This is a genomic window from Anaerotignum lactatifermentans (genome assembly GCF_016902535.1).
GTDB lineage: Bacteria > Bacillota > Clostridia > Lachnospirales > Anaerotignaceae > Anaerotignum > Anaerotignum lactatifermentans_A.
Map to the genome: position 1 here is coordinate 45,868 of NZ_JACSNY010000007.1, position 17,799 is coordinate 63,666.

Annotated in this window: 16 protein-coding genes; 15 read left to right on the forward strand and 1 reads right to left on the reverse strand. The window is 52.6% G+C overall.

The features are described from left to right. The first annotated feature begins 11 nt into the window (after positions 1-11). The 15 genes from H9X84_RS07235 to H9X84_RS07305 all read left to right on the forward strand — a co-directional run bounded on the left by H9X84_RS07235 (position 12) and on the right by H9X84_RS07305 (position 17,339). Positions 12-1,898: an ABC transporter ATP-binding protein gene (locus tag H9X84_RS07235; RefSeq protein ID WP_243423619.1), complete on the forward strand. Its 1,887-nt coding sequence runs from the start codon at positions 12-14 to the stop codon at positions 1,896-1,898. A gap of 251 nt (positions 1,899-2,149) precedes the next feature. Beyond that, the gene (locus tag H9X84_RS07240; RefSeq protein ID WP_205133628.1) at positions 2,150-2,680 is read left to right on the forward strand and encodes a nucleoside-triphosphatase; all 531 of its coding nucleotides are present in this window, start codon (positions 2,150-2,152) and stop codon (positions 2,678-2,680) included. After that, positions 2,677-3,744 (forward strand): ABC transporter substrate-binding protein, encoded by a 1,068-nt coding sequence (locus H9X84_RS07245; protein ID WP_205133629.1) that lies wholly within the window; start codon positions 2,677-2,679, stop codon positions 3,742-3,744. The genes H9X84_RS07240 and H9X84_RS07245 overlap by 4 nt, the downstream gene beginning before the upstream one ends. 27 nt (positions 3,745-3,771) lie before the next feature. Beyond that, positions 3,772-4,770, forward strand: coding sequence for a FecCD family ABC transporter permease (locus H9X84_RS07250; protein WP_205133630.1), 999 nt, complete (start codon positions 3,772-3,774; stop codon positions 4,768-4,770). After that, positions 4,760-5,548: an ABC transporter ATP-binding protein gene (locus H9X84_RS07255; RefSeq protein WP_205133631.1), complete on the forward strand. Its 789-nt coding sequence runs from the start codon at positions 4,760-4,762 to the stop codon at positions 5,546-5,548. The genes H9X84_RS07250 and H9X84_RS07255 overlap by 11 nt, the downstream gene beginning before the upstream one ends. Further along, positions 5,541-6,338, forward strand: a complete 798-nt coding sequence (locus H9X84_RS07260) for an FAD binding domain-containing protein (RefSeq protein WP_205133632.1) — start codon at positions 5,541-5,543, stop codon at positions 6,336-6,338. Before H9X84_RS07255 ends, H9X84_RS07260 begins: the two co-directional genes overlap by 8 nt. Next, entirely contained in the window at positions 6,329-6,796 is a 468-nt protein-coding gene (locus tag H9X84_RS07265) for a (2Fe-2S)-binding protein (RefSeq protein ID WP_205133633.1), read from the forward strand. The genes H9X84_RS07260 and H9X84_RS07265 overlap by 10 nt, the downstream gene beginning before the upstream one ends. Continuing rightward, positions 6,793-9,069 carry a xanthine dehydrogenase family protein molybdopterin-binding subunit gene (locus H9X84_RS07270; protein WP_205133634.1) on the forward strand — a complete coding sequence of 759 codons (2,277 nt, stop codon included), beginning with the start codon at positions 6,793-6,795 and terminating at the stop codon, positions 9,067-9,069. Before H9X84_RS07265 ends, H9X84_RS07270 begins: the two co-directional genes overlap by 4 nt. Next, a complete protein-coding gene (locus H9X84_RS07275) occupies positions 9,066-9,665 on the forward strand; it encodes a nucleotidyltransferase family protein (protein ID WP_205133635.1) in 600 nt (199 codons plus the stop codon). The genes H9X84_RS07270 and H9X84_RS07275 overlap by 4 nt, the downstream gene beginning before the upstream one ends. A gap of 490 nt (positions 9,666-10,155) precedes the next feature. After that, entirely contained in the window at positions 10,156-11,508 is a 1,353-nt protein-coding gene (locus H9X84_RS07280; RefSeq protein ID WP_205133636.1) for an APC family permease, read from the forward strand. 171 nt (positions 11,509-11,679) lie between these two features. Then, complete coding sequence (locus H9X84_RS07285) at positions 11,680-12,063, forward strand: DUF134 domain-containing protein (protein ID WP_205133637.1); 384 nt, start codon at positions 11,680-11,682, stop codon at positions 12,061-12,063. Continuing rightward, a complete protein-coding gene (locus H9X84_RS07290) occupies positions 12,056-12,880 on the forward strand; it encodes an Mrp/NBP35 family ATP-binding protein (RefSeq protein ID WP_205133638.1) in 825 nt (274 codons plus the stop codon). The genes H9X84_RS07285 and H9X84_RS07290 overlap by 8 nt, the downstream gene beginning before the upstream one ends. Before the next feature lie 124 nt (positions 12,881-13,004). Continuing rightward, complete coding sequence (locus H9X84_RS07295; protein ID WP_205133639.1) at positions 13,005-14,564, forward strand: amidohydrolase; 1,560 nt, start codon at positions 13,005-13,007, stop codon at positions 14,562-14,564. Positions 14,565-14,573: 9 nt separating this feature from the next. Next, positions 14,574-15,644, forward strand: a complete 1,071-nt coding sequence (locus H9X84_RS07300) for an endonuclease/exonuclease/phosphatase family protein (RefSeq protein ID WP_205133640.1) — start codon at positions 14,574-14,576, stop codon at positions 15,642-15,644. Positions 15,645-15,965: 321 nt separating this feature from the next. Further along, a complete protein-coding gene (locus H9X84_RS07305) occupies positions 15,966-17,339 on the forward strand; it encodes an alanine/glycine:cation symporter family protein (RefSeq protein ID WP_330612300.1) in 1,374 nt (457 codons plus the stop codon). A 4-nt stretch (positions 17,340-17,343) separates the two neighbouring features. Here the strand turns inward: H9X84_RS07305 and H9X84_RS07310 are convergent, their stop codons facing one another. Next, complete coding sequence (locus H9X84_RS07310; protein ID WP_205133641.1) at positions 17,344-17,619, reverse strand: hypothetical protein; 276 nt, start codon at positions 17,617-17,619, stop codon at positions 17,344-17,346. Positions 17,620-17,799: the final 180 nt, after the last annotated feature.

The following is a 17,799-nucleotide window of genomic DNA, read 5'->3' on the forward strand; positions in this document are numbered from 1 at the left end:
CACACGGGGCCATGCGGGGACGAAGCGTTCCCATTGGACGGCCCAAATTAGACAAAGCAACCATGAACCGTTTGCTGGGTTATCTGAAAAATTATAAATTCCGCTTTACGCTGGTGCTGGTATTCATTTGCCTGAGCGCCATGGCGAATGTGGCGGGCTCCATGTTCCTGCGGATCGTCATTGACGATTATATTACGCCGCTGCTGTCTCAGGTTTCTCCACAGTTTGGCGGATTGCTGCGGGCAGTCATCGTAATGGCGTGCATTTATCTGGTGGGGATCGCGGCAACCTTCCTGTATAACCGGACGATGGTCGTAATCTCTCAGGGGATTCAGAAAACCATCCGTGACCAGATGTTTGCGCATATGCAGAAGCTGCCGATCCGGTATTTCGATACCCATACCCATGGGGATATCATGAGCCGTTATACCAACGATACAGATACACTGCGTCAGATGCTTTCCATGAGTGTACCGCAGATGTTCTCTTCTGTTGTGACGATTGTAGCCGTATTCTGCGCCATGCTGTATACCAGCGTATATCTGACTGTGCTGGTGGTGATTGTCGTATTCTTCATCCTGCGGTGCATGAAATTCATCGCCGGACGAAGTGGGAAATATTTCCTGAAACAACAGGAATCACTGGGGGATGTCAACGGCTATATCGAGGAAATGATCCATGGCCAGAAGGTAGTTAAGGTATTCTGCCACGAGGAAAAAGCGGAAGAAGTATTCCGCAAGAAGAATGACGAGCTGTGTGAAAACGCCACAAAGGCCAATAAGTATGCCAATATCCTGATGCCCATTATGATGAACCTGGGCAACCTGCAATATGTGCTGATCGCCATTGTGGGCGGTGTTTTGGCAGTCAATGGCATCGGCGGCCTGACGCTGGGCGCCATCGCTTCCTTCCTGCAGCTGTCCAAGAGTTTCTCCGCTCCCATCAGTCAGGTTTCCCAGCAGGTCAACGCCGTTGTTATGGCTATGGCCGGCGCGAAACGTATCTTTACCCTGCTGGATGAGGAAGTGGAGCAGGACGAGGGCTATGTGACACTGGTCAACGCCAAGTACACAGAGGACGGCACATTGACAGAATGTGAAGAGCATACCGGTATTTGGGCATGGAAACAGCCTAAGGAGGATGGCGAGGTGGAATACACCAAGCTGACCGGGGATGTGCGGTTCTTTGATGTGGACTTTGGCTATACGGAAGACAAGATTGTACTGCATAACATTACCCTTTACGCGGAACCGGGCCAGAAGGTAGCCTTTGTAGGCGCTACCGGTGCCGGAAAGACCACCATTACCAATCTGATTAACCGGTTCTATGATCTGGCTGACGGTAAAATCCGTTACGACGGCATCAATATCAATAAGATCCACAAATCCGATCTGCGCCGGTCTTTGGGTATCGTTTTGCAGGATGTTAACCTGTTTACAGGCACAGTGATGGATAACATCCGTTACGGCAAGCTGGACGCTACTGACGAGGAATGTATCGCGGCGGCAAAACTGGCTAACGCCGACAGCTTTATCCGGATGCTGCCGGAGGGCTACAACACCATTCTTTCCGGTGACGGCTCCGGCCTTTCCCAGGGCCAGCGGCAGCTGATCTCTATTGCCCGGGCGGCGGTGGCAGATCCTCCCGTTATGATTCTGGACGAGGCAACCTCCTCCATTGATACCCGTACCGAAGCCATTGTACAGCGTGGTATGGACGCATTGATGAAGGGCAGAACCGTATTTGTCATTGCCCATAGACTGTCTACCATCCAGAATGCCGATGTTATTATGGTACTGGAACAGGGCCGCATCATTGAAAGAGGCGACCACGACAGACTGATCGAGGAAAAAGGCAGATATTATCAGCTGTATACCGGCGCCTTTGAACTGGAATAAAAGTAAAAATAAAACCGGGTTCTTCCTGAGCAAACATTGGGTTTCACAGGAGGATGCCCCCCACAGGAAGCGCTTTCCCCAGTAAAGGGAGGCGCTTCTTTTTCCGCCCGGAAATATTGGTGGTTTTGTATGGAAAAATTCTTGATTTTTGGCGGGTTTTTCCCGAAATATCCGTTGCCAGAAAAGGCAGGCGCGTGATATACTAAAAAACGGTGTCGAAGAGGGGAAAAAAGCGGAAAGGAAGGCGGTCTATGCCACGGAATATACTGTTCACAGGCGGCAAAGGCAGCGGAAAGTCTACCTGGGTCCGCAGACTCATGAAGGAGCTGGGCGGACCATGGCAGGGATTTTTTACACTGCCCTATGAGATCGGCGGCAGGCGAAAGGGGTTTTATTTCCACAGTTTGGCGCCCGTAGCGCATTGGGAGAACGATGTGCCCATTTCGGTGCAGACGACGGCTTCCGGCGCCGTAGCGGTGACGGAAACCTTCGAGGGGCTGGGCAGTGCGTGCCTGCGGCAGGCGGCGGCAGCCTCCTTTGTGGTCATGGATGAGCTGGGACGGCTGGAAGGAAAGGCGGCCCGGTTCCAAAGAGCTGTGGAAGCGGTGCTGGAGAGCGACGCATGGACCATATGCGCCGTGAAGAAGAAAAAAACGCCGTTTCTGGACCGACTGCGCTCCAGAGAGGATATTCTGCTTTTGGACCTGGATGAGACAACGGAAGAAATGGCGAAAGCAGCCATTCAAAATTATTTGCAAACATATGAGGGGTGGAACGTATGAAAAAAGTATTTGGAAAAAGACGGACAGGTCTTTTGCTGGTCTTTGTGATGATGTTCTCTTTGCTGGCAGGATGCTCTCAGCCGGCACAGGAAGAGGATACCGTCGAAAGCGGCATTGTGCTGACAGACCAGATTGGTCGAGAAGTCACACTGGAGAAACCGGCGGAACGGATTGTGTCTTCTTATTATATCTCTACCGCTATTCTCATTGCGTTAGGTAAAGAGGACCAGCTGGTAGGTATCGAAATGAAGGCGGACACAAGAAATCTTTATAAGGCCGCTGCGCCGCAGCTGCTGGATCTGCCTGCCGTAGGCTCCGGCAAAGGCATCAATGTAGAGGAAACCGCGGCTTTGGAGCCGGATCTTGTGATCCTGCCTCAGAAATTGCAGGATTCCGTTGCTTCCTTTGAGGAACTGGGTATCCCTGTTCTGGTGGTAGACCCGGAAACACTGGAAAACTACACCGCCTGCGTGGAATTGCTGGGTAAGGCAACCGGCGCGGAGGAGACCAGCCAGGCGCTGCTGACCTACTATGAAGATAAAATGGCGGAAGCGGCAGAACTGACCGGCGGCCTCAGCGACGAGGAACGCCCCGCGGTATATCTGTCCGCTGGCTCTGATTACCTGAGCACCTGCACCTCCAAAATGTATCAGAATGATCTGATCGCTATGGCAGGCGGCAGAAACGTATCCGCAGAGCTGACCGACGGCTACTGGCAGAGCATTTCCGCGGAACAGCTGCTCAGCTGGAATCCCGCTTATATTTTTGCTGTCAACTATGCGGAATATTCTCTGGATGATATCAAGAATGACAGCGCGCTGGCAGGAATGGACGCCATTGAAAACGGCAGAGTCTATTCCTTCCCTTCTGATCTGGAGCCCTGGGATTATCCGACACCTTCCTCCGTACTGGGGATTTTGTGGCTGACCCATGTGCTGCATCCGGATCTGTATACAGAAGAAGCCTATGTGGCAGAGGCAGAAGCCTTCTATCAGCAGTTCTTCGGCATCGAGATCAGCAGAAGCGATCTGGGTCTGGAGGAAAGCGCTGCGGAAGCTGCCTGAAAAATGTGCGTATAATGGAGTAATGACATGAGAAAAAAGTTCTGGATCATGATCGTAATTTGGATAGGGACCTTTATGCTTTCCTGCTGTGTGGGCAGATATGATTTGTCGATGACAGATATCGGCCAGATACTGCTGGGATGGTGCGACGATGCCATGAAGTGTAATGTTTTCTGGAGAATACGGCTGTCCAGAACTTTTTTGGTTGCCGTATCCGGCGGCGCACTGGCGCTGGCGGGCTTTGTATATCAAAGCATGTTTCAGAATCCGCTGGTTTCCCCGGATGTGCTGGGCGTCAGCAGCGGCTGTTCCGTCGGTGCCATTACGGCCCTGCTCTTTTTCGGCGGCAGTGCTGTCATTTCTCAGGCCCTTTCCTTCGCGGCAGGACTGGCAGTAGTGGCGCTGTCTGTGGCACTGGCCCAGGCCATGGGCGGCAGAAAGCTTTACAGCCTGATTCTGGCGGGGATCATTCTGGGAGCCCTTTCCAACGCGGTCATTATGACTTTGAAGTACGGCGCGGACCCCAGCCGGCAGCTGGCGGCCATTGAATATTGGCTTATGGGCAGCTTTCATACCGCCAACTGGTCGGATGGCATTGTGGCGGGCCTGCTTTCTCTGGGCGCGTTTTTGCTGCTGTTTTTGCTGCGATGGCAGTTGAAGCTGCTGATTCTGGGCGGAGAAGAAGCCTTTGCCCTGGGGGTGCGGGTACTGCCGGTGCGTCTCGGGGGCATCCTGGGCGCGACGGTGCTGACGGCGGCAGTGGTTTCCGTGGCCGGCGTGGTCTCCTGGATAGGGCTGATCGTACCACATATGGTGCGGATGATCTTTGGAGAGCGGTTCGAGGATAATTTTATACAGTCTGTGTTCTGCGGCAGTATTTTGCTGATGATCGCGGATACACTGGCCAGAAGTATTTTTACGGCGGAAATTCCCATCAGTATCCTGACTTCCCTGATCGGTGCGATATTCCTGGTGGTATTTCTGCTGACACGGCGCAAAGAAGGGCGGTGGAGCGATGGAGATTGAGCTGCGGCAGGTAAGTGTTTTCCTGGGAGAGCGTCCGGTGCTGGCGGAGGTCAATCTGCGTCTGCTGCCGGAGGGCGTGACCATGCTGCTGGGACGAAACGGCGCGGGAAAGACGACTCTGATGAAAACCATACTGGGCCGGTATCGGCCAAAAAGGGGACAGGTTCTGCTGGATGGCAGGCCTGTGGAACAATGGACGGCAGGGGAACGAAGCCGGCGGATTGCCTATATTCCTCAGGAGCGGGAGATTCCCATGGGCTGTACGGCGTTGGAATATGCTGCCATGGGGCAGGCACCTTATACCCCTTTTTATAAAAATTATGATAAAATAGGATTAAAGGAAGGCGCGGCGGCTCTGGAGGAACTGGGGATCGCGGCGCTGGGAGCAAGACAGATGACCCGGCTTTCCGGCGGGGAAAAGAAGTTAGTTGCCATTGCCCGGACACGGGTGCAGAAAACACCCTGGCTGATTCTGGACGAGCCAACGGCATCTCTGGATTTTACCAGAGAGCATCATTTTCTGCGGCTTCTGCGGAAAGAAAGCCAAAAGGGCCGGGGAGTATTTCTGACCATTCACAATCCTTCTCTGGCGGTGCAGTATGCCGACCGCATCCTGGTGCTGGGAGAAAAAAGCATCCTCGGGGATTTTTGCCGGGAAAAGGATGGGTTTCCCAGAAGGCTGGAGGAGTGTCTGCGTCAGATCTACGGCCCGGAGATCCTGCTGACGGAGCAGGAGGGCCGGCAGGCGTTGTTATGGAAGGAGGAGGAGCATGTATAGTATTCGTACTTATGTCAAGGTATCCAGTCTGGAGGAGGCCTATGAGCTGAACCAGAAAAAAATGAATACCATCCTGGGCGGCGGCCTTTGGCTGCGTCTTGGGAAAAAGAATATCCAGACGGCCATTGATCTGTCCGGGCTGGGGTTGGATCAGATTACGGAGGATGAGACGGCCTTTTTCATCAGCGCCATGGTGAGCCTGCGTCAGCTGGAGATCCATCCGGGTATTGACACCTATACCGGCGGCGCTGTAAAAGAAAGTCTGCGCCATATTGTTGGGGTACAGATGCGAAACTGTGCCACCGTTGGCGGCAGTATTTACGGCCGGTTCGGTTTTTCCGATCCCCTTTGCTGTCTGCTGGGGCTGGACTGTGAGGTGGAGCTTTACCAGGCAGGGAGAATCCCTCTGGCGGAGTTTGTGAAAATGAAAAAAGACAATGATATTCTGGTACAGGTGATTTTGAAGAAAACAGACCGCAAGGCCGTTTATCTTTCCCAGCGGAATTCCGCCACAGATTTTCCCGTGGTTTCCTGCGCGCTTTCCAAAGGAGCGGCGGGGAATTACGCTGTCATTGGGGCAAGACCCTGTATGCCGGTGATCGTAGAGGATCGCGAGGGCCTGCTGGAGCGGGGCGAGGAAGGCTGGAAGACCTTCGCCGAAAAAGTACAGCAGGAAGTCGCTTTTGCCGATAATACAAGAGCCAGCGGCGCCTATCGCCGTCATGTGGCAGGGGTGCTGGTCAGAAGAGGGGCAAAAGCCCTGTGGGGAGGTGCTGAGGAATGCAGATAACCATGAAGCTGAACGGAAAACCGGTGACAGCCGATATAGCGCCGGATATGACTTTGTTACAGTTTGTCCGTTCTCAGGGTTGTTACAGTGTAAAATGCGGGTGTGAGACCACCAACTGCGGCCTTTGTACGCTGTGGATGGACGGAAAACCGGTGTTGTCCTGTTCCGTACCGGCCGCCCGGGCAGACGGCCATGAGATCGTGACGTTAGAGGGATGTCAGGAAGAAGCCGCCGAATTCGGGGCATTTCTGGCGGATCAGGGGGCGGAGCAGTGCGGTTATTGCAGTCCCGGTTTTATTATGAATGTATTGGCGCTGTTCCGGGAGTATGAGGACCCCACAGAGGAAGAAATCAAGGAATATCTGGCGGGGAATCTTTGCCGCTGTTCCGGCTATGAGGGCCAGCTGCGGGCCATTCGTGCCTATATGGCCCATAAAAAGGGAGGGGAAAGCAAATGAAATATGTGAACCAACCCATACGAAAAAAGGACGCCATGTCTCTGGTGACAGGCAAGCCTGTTTATACGGATGATCTGGCGCCGAAGGATTGTCTGGTGGTAAAGGTACTGCGCAGTCCCCATGCCCACGCCATCATTGAGGAGATCCAGACGGATATTGCAAAAAAACTGCCGGGGATTGTCTGTGTACTGACCTATGAGGATGTGCCTCAGAAACGATTTACCATGGCGGGGCAGACCTATCCGGAGCCCAGCCCTTATGACCGGCTGATTCTGGACAAAAGAGTCCGTTTTGTAGGCGATGCTGTGGCCATTGTAGCCGGTGAGGACGAAAAGGCCGTAGAAAAGGCCATGAAAGTCATCAAAGTGAAATATCAGGTATTGGAGCCGGTACTGGATTTTCGGACAGCCAAGGATAACCCCATTCTGGTCCATCCGGAAGAGAACTGGAAGGCGCTTTGTCCAGTGGGAGCGGACAACAAACGCAATCTTTGCGCCTGCGGTTTGGAGGAACACGGGGATGTGGATAAGGTTATTGCCGAAAGCGATGTGGTGGTAGAGAATACCTACCATACCAAAGCGGTGCAGCAGACCATGATGGAGACCTTCCGTACCTATACGACCATGGATACTTACGGAAGACTCAATGTCATCAGCTCTACCCAGGTGCCGTTCCATGTGCGCCGGATTCTTTCCAATGCTCTGGATATTCCCAAGTCCAGAATCCGTGTGGTAAAGCCCAGAATCGGCGGCGGCTTCGGCGCCAAGCAGACGGTGGTGGCGGAGGTGTATCCCGCCATTGTGACGTTGAAAACAGGACGCCCCGCTAAAATCATTTATACCAGAGAGGAAAGTCTGATTGCTTCCTCCCCTCGACATGAAATGGAGGTCAAGGTGCGCATCGGCGCCACAAAGGACGGCCATATCCGGGGTATTGAGGTAAAGACATTGTCCAATACAGGAGCATATGGCGAGCATGGCCCTACGACAGTAGGCCTGTCCGGCCATAAATCCATCCCTCTGTACAGCAAGGCGGAGGCCTTCCGTTTCCAGTATGACGTGGTCTATACCAATCGTATGTCGGCGGGGGCTTACCGGGGTTACGGGGCTACACAGGGGATTTTCGCTGTGGAGTCCGCTGTCAATGAACTGGCGGTAAAACTGGATATGGACCCGGTTGTTCTGCGGGAAATGAACCTGACCAGAGAAGGGGACGTCATGCATGGCTATTACGGCGAAACAGCCGGAAGCTGCCATCTGGACCGCTGTCTGGAACGGACGGCGGAAATGGTCGGCTGGAAGGAGAAATACCCCAGACGCGTCATGCCCGATGGCAAGATCCGCGGCGTGGGGATTGCCATGGCTATGCAGGGTTCCGGTATTTCCAATGTGGATACCGGCGCTGTTTCCGTGAAGATCAACGATGACGGATTTTATTCTCTGTCCATTGGTGCGTCGGACATGGGCACAGGCTGTGATACCATTCTGTCGCAGATGGCGGCGGATTGTCTGGACTGCTCTGTGGATGAGATCATCGTTCATGGGGTAGATACGGATATTTCCCCTTATGACAGCGGTTCCTACGCTTCCAGTACCACCTATGTAACGGGTATGGCAACGGTAAAGGCCTGCCAGACGCTGGTGGAGAAGATCAAAGCCTATGGCGCGGAAAAGCTGGGCTGTGATGTAGAGGATGTAGAGTTTGACGGGGAAAAAGTATATTGCCTGAAGGAGGAGCGCAGCATCAGCCGGAAGGAGCTGGGCAACGCGGCCATGTGCGCCGCCAATAACGCGCTTTATGCCACAGAAGCCTTTTCTTCTCCCATTTCTCCGCCGCCCTTTATGGCTGGCGCCGTAGAAGTGGAGGTAGACCCGGAGACCGGCTCTGTGGAAGTGCTGGACTATGCTGCTGTGGTGGACTGCGGTACGGTGGTAAACCCCAATCTGGCGAAGGTACAGGTGGAAGGCGGTCTGGTACAGGGCATTGGCATGGCCCTTTTTGAGGAGATCACCTATGACGAAAAGGGATATGTGGCGGAAAATTCTCTGATGCAGTATAAGATCCCGACCCGTCTGGATATGGGAAAACTGCATGTGGAATTTGACAGCAGTTATGAGCAGACAGGTCCCTTTGGCGCTAAATCCATCGGGGAAATCGTTATCAACACGCCTTCGCCTGCCATTGCCCATGCGGTCTATAACGCGACGGGCCTGCGCTTTAGGGAATTGCCCATTACGCCGGAAAAGGTGGCTATGGGTCTGATGAAGGAATGAGGATCGAATGGATTCTGCTGGCGGCGGGACGTTCCTCCAGATTTGGCGGCAATAAGCTGCTTTACCCGCTGGAAGGAAAGCCCCTCTGCCGCCATGTCTTCGACCGTATCCGGAAAATTGCCGCCGGACGGAAGGAGCAGGTGACAGCGGTAGTCAGCCGGGAGGATGTGGCACAAGCGCTGTCGGCGGCACGGGTCGTATGGAACCCGGCACCGGAGCGGGGCCTCGCTTCTTCTATTCAGTGTGCTTTGCGGGAAGTGGGAATTTCGGAAGAAACCGCTTACGTATTTTTTGTGGCGGATCAGCCGTGGCTGCCGGAGGAGGAAATTCTGGCCTTCCTTGCCGGTTTTGACCAGTCTGGGAAGGAAATGGGCTGTATGGAATACAAGGGCAGACGAGGCAATCCCGGTATTTTTCGTGGCCCCAGCGCTGCGGCGCTGATGACGCTGGAAGGCGACCGGGGCGGCAGCGCTTTATGGAAAAAGGAACCGGAAAAGCTCTACACGCATCCCTGCAAAGAGGAATTTTATTTGTTTGACATTGACCGAAAAGAAGATCTTCCCCGAAAAAAGGAAGATCAGAACGATAGTAAATAAATTCTGCATAATCTGCCGCTGTTTTATAGGTGGATACTGCTTGCAAATCTGCCCTGAAAACGGTAACATCAAAAACAAACAAAGAAAAAACGGCGAAAGCTCCCGTAAAAACGGGGGCTTTTTTCTGTATTCCATAAGGGAAAAAGTAAAATTGCGATCAAAAGGTGGGGAAGGATATGCGTATAGTTCCATATTATATGCATGATATTTCCTGACAAAGAACAGAGTTTCTTCCTAATTATATATAGATGGGAAAAAACGTGTTTTTTTACAAAAAGAAGAAATTATTTTGTGGAAACTGCGAATGGTATTTTTTTTTGTGGGAGAATGTTGCTAAAATAATGGAAGAAACTGGGATTGTATTTAGAAAAATACAATCTGATTTTTCGCCGTCCCTTGCTTTTTCTGACGAAAAATGTTACTTTTGTAGAACAAAGCATAACAGCGCTGACGCAAATCAGCGTCGACGCGGGAAAGGATGAAACGGGATATGCAGAATGGACTGGAAAAGAAGTACGGCCTGCTGACAGCCATCGCCATGGTAGTAGGGATCGTGATTGGCAGCGGCGTATTCTTTAAGGCGGAAAAAGTACTGGTAGCAACGGGAGGAGATCTGCCGTTAGGTATACTGTCCTGGTTTTTGGGCGGTCTGGTGATGATTGTTTGTGCCTATAACTTTGCCGTTATGGCCACCAGATATGAAAAGGTCAGCGGCGTGGTAGACTACGCCGAGGTTATGGTAGGACGGAAATACGGCTATTATTTTGCCTGGTTTATGGCGACCATCTATTTTCCGGCGATGACGTCCGTGGTTGCCTGGGTAGCGGCCAGATATACGGCGGTACTGATGGGCTGGGACATCGCTGGTCCGCAGGCCATGAACCTGGCGGCGCTGTACCTGGTGGGCAGCTTTACGCTGAACGCGGTTTCCCCGAAGCTGGCGGGAAAATTCCAGATCACCACCACAGCGGCGAAGCTGATCCCTCTGGGGCTGATGGCAGTGGTCGGCACCATCTACGGTTTGAAAAACGGGGTCATGATCCAGAACTTTACCAGCGGCGCTATTGTGGAAGTCAGCGGCAACCCCCTCTTTACGGCGGTGGTCGGCACCTGCTTCGCTTATGAAGGCTGGATCTGTGCCACCAGCATTAACGCGGAGCTGAAGGATGCCAAAAAGAATCTGCCTCGTGCGCTGGTGTTTGGTTCCATTTTTGTCGTGCTGGTTTACATGCTCTACTATGTGGGGCTGGCAGGCGCCGTGGAAAACGAAATCATTATGGCCGGGGGAGAGACTGGCGCCAAGATCGCCTTCTCCACTGTGTTTACGGAAGTAGGCGGCACACTGCTGTTTGTGTTTGTGGTGATCTCCTGTCTGGGGACGCTGAACGGCCTGATGCTGGCCTGTACCCGTGGGTTCTATGCCATGGCCAGCCGGAAGGAAGGCCCCGCGCCGGAGATTTTCAATGGTGTGGACAAGGCCACCAATATGCCTACCAACTCTGCGGTCATGGGGCTGTTTATGGCGGCGGTATGGCTGACTTATTTCTACGGGGCCAATCTGACAGACCCGTGGTTTGGGCCCTTCTGCTTTGACAGCTCGGAATTGCCCATTATTACTATTTACTTAATGTATATCCCTATTTTTGTGATGCAGATGGTGAAAGAAAAGGAACTGCCCACATTCAAACGTGTGATTATGCCCATTCTGGGGGTGGCGGCCAGCCTGTTTATGGTGGTAGCGGCTATCGTATCCCTGAGAACAGCCATCATTTTCTACCTGATCCTGTTCGCGGCGGTGATGATCGTAGGGGCATGCCTGAAAAATTATCGAAACCAATCTTAAATAGAAACAGGAAAACGGCAGGCGGAGGTCCTTTCATGGAAAGGAGAATCGCCTGTTTTTTTCTTTTCTTTCCTGTATTTTTCGCCGTAAAACGGGGGTTTTCATTGACATACGGCGGAAAGCGTGTATACTGGAATAGTAAGTAACATATGTCGGAAACGGAGGATGCTTATGCCGAGACCTAGAAAGTGCAGAAGGGTCTGCGCGATGCCCCAGATCCGCCATTTTGGCCCTTTGGACGGAACAGACGTACCGGGGGTTGTAAGAATGACGGTAGATGAATACGAAACACTGCGCCTCATTGACCTGGCGGGCTATACCCAGGAGGAGTGCGCGGCGCAGATGGGGGTGGCCCGGACCACGGTGCAGGGGGTCTATAACGAGGCCCGGCGGAAAACGGCGGAAGCCCTGGTCTATGGCAGAGCGCTTTTGATTGACGGAGGGGACTATGATCTGTGTCAGGGGACACAGGCGCCCTGCGGCAGGAAATGCCGGAAGATGTGTTGCAGAAAAGACGAAAAAATAAACAACGAGGAGATGGAAAACAATGAGTGAATCTTGTTCCCATGACTGCGGAAGCTGCTCTTCCAACTGCGGTCATCGCAAACCTGCTGATTTCCTGGTGGCACCCCACCCCAGCAGCAATATCAAAAAAGTCATCGGTGTAGTCAGCGGCAAAGGCGGCGTAGGCAAATCCATGGTGACCAGCACTATGGCAGTGCTGATGCAGAGAAAAGGCAAACAGACCGCGATTTTGGACGCGGATATTACAGGTCCGTCCATTCCCAAGGCTTTTGGCATGAAGGAAAAGGCTTATGGCACGGAAGCGGGGATGCTGCCCTGCAAAACCAGAACCGGCATTGATGTTATGTCTGTAAATCTACTGCTGGATAATGAGACAGATCCTGTGGTATGGAGAGGTCCCATTATCGGCGAGACCGTAAAACAGTTCTGGAGCGAAGTGATCTGGGAAAACGAGGACTATATGTTCATTGATATGCCTCCCGGAACCGGCGACGTGGCCCTGACTGTATTCCAGTCCATCGCCATTGACGGTATCATCATTGTGACATCTCCCCAGGAACTGGTAGGAATGATCGTGGACAAGGCCGTGAAAATGGCGGAAATGATGAACGTGCCCATTCTGGGGATTGTGGAAAATCTGTCCTACTTCGTTTGTCCCGACTGCGGCAGCCAGCATAAGATCTTTGGCGAAAGCCATATTGAGGAGATCGCCGCAAAGCATAACATTCCTGTGGTATGCAAACTGCCCATCAATCCGGAGATCGCCGCAAGATGCGACAGAGGCGACGCGGAGGACTTTGAAGGCGACTGGCTGGACCCTATGGTCAAATTCCTGGAGCTGATCTAAAAAAATTATACAGATAAAATATTGGCGGCTTTTTTTGGGTGTATCCCGGAAAGAAGCCGCCTTTTTTGAAAAGAGAGTATGGCACTGCCGCATTTCCGGAACAATAGGAAAAAGGAGGTGCGGTATGGAAAAAGTGCTTTATACCAACGGGAGGATCTATACCTTGGAGGAGCGGCGGCGCTGTGCGGAGGCGGTCCTGACGGAAGGCGGCCGGATTCTGGCGGCGGGAGAAAGAAAGACACTGGAAAAGGAAGCCGACGAGATGTATGATCTGGAAGGCCAGACCATGCTGCCAGCTTTTCTGGACAGCCATGGTCATATTCTGGGCGTGGCCAATGGCTTTTTGCAGGTGGATTTGGCGGAAGCCGTTGATTTTAAGGATATTCGCGAAAGGATCGTCCGCTTTCTTCGGGAGAATCACGTGCCTCAGGGAAAGTGGGTACAGGCGAAGGGACTGGACCATAGCGCACTGGCGGAAAAGCGGATGCCGCCCAAAGAGTTTCTGGATGGCATTACGTCTGTTCATCCGCTGGTGGTGCATCATGCCACAGGCCATTGCGCCCTATTAAATTCCATGGGGCTGGCGCGGCTGGAGATTACCGATCAAACCCAATCCCCGGCAGGCGGACGGATTGATTTTCAAAGGGGACTGTTGGAGGAAAACGCCCTTCTTGCCAGAATGGATGCTTTCCCCATGCCGGAAATGGGGGATTTGATTACTGCCTTTGAAAAGGCCCAGCGTCTTTATGCCTCTTATGGCCTTTCCACAGCCCAGGAAGGGATGTTTGTGGAGCAGATTCAGGGGGTTTATGAGATGCTTTTGCGGCAGGGAAAACTGTGGCTGGATGTGGCGGCTTATATGGACCTGCGGCATAGTCCCTGGCTGTTAGATGCCTTTTCCGGCTGCCGTGGCGGGTATCACTGCCATTTTAAGGCGGCGGGATATAAGGTGATTCTGGATGGTTCTCCGCAGAGCCGGACGGCGTGGGTGACAGAGCCTTATGACGATGGGACGGCGGGATATCCGGCTATGACAGATGACCAACTGAGAGAACTTCTGTGTCGGGCCGTGGCGGAAGGGGAGCAGCTGCTGGCCCATGCCAACGGAGACGCGGCGGCGGATCAGTTCCTGCGGGTGTATGAAAGGGTACGCAGGGAAAAAGGGGCACTGGTGCGCCCCGTGCTGATCCACAGTCAGATCACCAGAGCGGAACAGCTGGCGAAAATGGCGGCACTGGGGATTACGCCCTCTTTCTTCCCGGCCCATATCCTCCATTGGGGAGAACTGCATCTGACGCATCTGGGATGGCGGCGGGCTTCCCGCATCAGCGCCGCCCATTCCGCTTTGGCGGCAGGCCTTCCCTTTACGCTCCATCAGGACGCGCCGGTGCTGCCGCCCAATCCGCTGGAAGCGGTGGGCTGCGCTGTGGAAAGAAGGACAAAAGAGGGGCGGGTGCTGGGCGGTCAGGAACGGCTGACGGCATGGGAGGCGCTGACGGCCGTCACAAGGCAGGCGGCGGCCCAGTACGGCGAGGATAAGGAAAAAGGGACGATTTCAGCAGGCAAACGAGCGGATTTTGTGGTATTGGAAGGCGATCCTATGGAGATGGCGCCGGAAGAGATCGGAAAAACCAGAGTAAAGGGGACCATTCTGGAGGGAATCGTCCGTTATGAGAGAAAATGAGGTGTACGTATGAAAGGGATATGGAAGAAGATCGGACTGGTGGGCTGTGGCTGCGCGGCGGCGGTGGCGCTCTATGGGGCATATGTTTGGCTGACCTATCACCGTCTTCCCGATGAGATGGTACAGCAGATCAGCCGGGGAACGGGGGAGAGTGCCGTGAAAACGGGAGTCTCATACCGGGCCCTCACCTATAATCTGGGCTTTGGGGCTTATACGCCGGACTTTACGTTCTTTATGGACGGCGGGAAACGATCAGTGGCGGAAAGCGCCGAAAGCGTGGAGAACTGCATTCGGGGCGCGGCGGAAACAGCGGCGGCGCAGGCGGCGGACTTTCTGCTGTTTCAGGAGGTGGATCTGGATTCTACCAGAAGCCATCATATCAACCAGTATGACCTGCTGAAAGAATATTTTACGGCCTATGACAGTACCAATGCCGTCAATTACGATTCGGCCTATCTGATGGTGCCGCCCTGGGAGCCTCACGGGAAATCCCTTTCCTCTATTGCCGCTTTTTCCCGCTTCCCGATGGAGGAGGCGGAACGAAGGAGTCTGCCGGTGGCATCGGGCTGGCGGAAGCTGATGGATCTGGACCGGTGTTACAGCCGCATCCGTATTCCTGTGGAGAATGGAAAGACGCTCTGTCTGTATGAAGTCCATCTTTCCGCCTATGGCCATGACGACAGCGTCCGGGCCGGACAGGTGGATCTGCTGGCGGCGGATATGGCGGCGGAGCTGGAAAAAGGCAATTACATTATTTGCGGCGGAGACTTTAACCATGATATGAAACGTACAGAAGCGGGGGAGGAAAACGCTTACAGCTGGGCCCATATTTTCCCCAGAGAACGCCTGCCGGAAGGCATTGTTTCCGCTATGGATCTGCTTTCGGAGCGGGAACGGGAGGAAATGGCGGACAGCACCCGTTATACCGATACACCCTATGATCCGCAGACCTCCTTACAGGTAACGGTGGATGGTTTTCTGATTTCGGAGAATGTGATACTGGAAGATCTGGAGGTTCTGGATACGGGATATCAGTATTCCGACCATAACCCTATCCTGCTGCAATTTCGGCTGGAGTAAACAGAAAATGCACGATACGGCGCGGTTTCGAGCTGTTTTTTACTATTGCGAAACATAAAATAACCAGAGTAAACATGCTAAAAAATAGTTCGTTGATTGGCATTTTTTTTACATAAAAGGCATAAAGATACTGTTAAAATATGGAATTCTCCCTTGCGGCTTTTGGAAGTTATGGATAAAATATCTTTGAGTTCTGTTTTTTCTATGTACTTCGGCCCTTTCGTTTCAGAGCCGCGGACTGAAAAGAAAATGCCGAAATGACGAAAAAACGGGATTCACGCAATGATTATATTTTATAAATCATTATGGGAGGGAATTATTATGATGGACATTATTTCTAGCATTCAAGGCGTAGTATGGGGTCCGGTCATGCTGGTACTGCTGTTTGGTACACATGTGTTCCTGACAATCCGTACAAAAGTAATCCAGAGATATGTGTTTAAAGGCATTAAGCTTTCCATTACACCCGATAAAGAAGCAGAAGGCGACGTATCCGGTTTCGGCGCGCTGGCAACTGCGCTGGCTGCGACCATCGGTACTGGTAACATCGTCGGTGTAGCAACAGCGATTGCATCCGGCGGTCCTGGCGCAGTTTTCTGGGTATGGCTGACAGGTCTGTTCGGTATCGCTTCTAAATACGGCGAAGCCGTACTGGCAATCAAATACAGAGTAAAAGGTTCTGACGGCGCTATGAACGGTGGTCCTATGTACGCTCTGGAAAGAGGTCTGAAACAGAAATGGCTGGGTATTCTGTTCGCACTGTTCGCTGGTTTTGCCTGCTTCGGTATCGGTAACGGTACACAGGGCAACTCCATCACAGGCATGGTACAGGCAAACTTCGGCATTTCTCCTTACATCACAGGTATCGTCCTGACCATTGGTACAGGCGCGGTTATCCTGGGCGGCGTTAAATCTATCGCTAAAGTATGTGAAAAGCTGGTTCCTTTCATGGCTGGCTTCTACATCATCGGCTGTATCGTAATTCTGATCCTGAACCGTTCTTACCTGGGTGAAGCTTTCACCACAATCATTAAGAGCGCGTTTACCGGCAACGCTATGGGCGGCGGCTTCATCGGCGCAACAGTAATGATGGCAATTCGTTTCGGTATTGCCCGCGGTCTGTTCACGAATGAATCCGGTCTGGGCTCCGCTCCTATCGCCGACGCGGCTGCTATGACCAGAAACCCCGTTCGTCAGGGTCTGATCGCTATGACTGGCGTATTCTGGGATACTATCATCGTATGTGCACTGACAGGTCTGGTTCTGGTTTCCTCTATCCTGAGAAACCCCGGCGAACTGGGCGGCCTGACTGGCGGCGACCTGTCCTCCGCAGCATTCGCTACCATCCCTGTTATCGGTCCTGCCGTACTGACCATCGGTCTGATTACCTTCGCATGGTCCACCATCCTGGGCTGGAGCTACTATGGTGAAAGATGCTGGGTATATCTGGTAGGCGAAAAAGCAATTATGCCTTTCCGTGTAGCATGGACTATCGTTGTATTCATCGGTTCCGTTGTCAGCCTGGATCTGGTATGGGGTATCGCGGATATTCTGAATGCTTTGATGGCATTCCCCAACCTGGTTGCTCTGCTTGGTCTGAGCGGCGTAATCGCAGCGGAAACAAAGAAATATCTGTTCGACGACAATATGGATGCTTGGTCTGATGACGAGGTTCCCCTTGTAGACAGACATTGATTTTTCAGCTGGAAACAGCATTACGGAAAAAATCGGCAAAACCGCAGGAGAGTTTCTCCTGCGGTTTTTTTGTGTGTTTTGGAAAAAACGGATTTGACGGCATTTTTTCAGAAAGCGGATGCGGCCGCAGTCTTTGCTGTGCAAGGGTTTTGACCATTCCGCCTTTGGGAGCCGTTGGAGCAAAGAGCCGGGGACGGGGGCGTGTTCGCTTTGTCTGGCGGTTGTTGGTGGAAAGGAAGTACTGGCCGGAAACAAGGAAAAACAGGAAATGGATATCCATATTTTTCCAGTGTCCGCTGCTGAAACCATAAATGTCCGCAAAAATGTCCCGAAATCCATATGAGCCTGTGGAAAAGGCCTAGTTTTTTCTCGTTTTACGAAAAATATTTTGTTAATATTCCATTAAGATGTAAGGGGGAATGGCACTGGAAGAATTTGGTGAATATTATATAAAAAATAC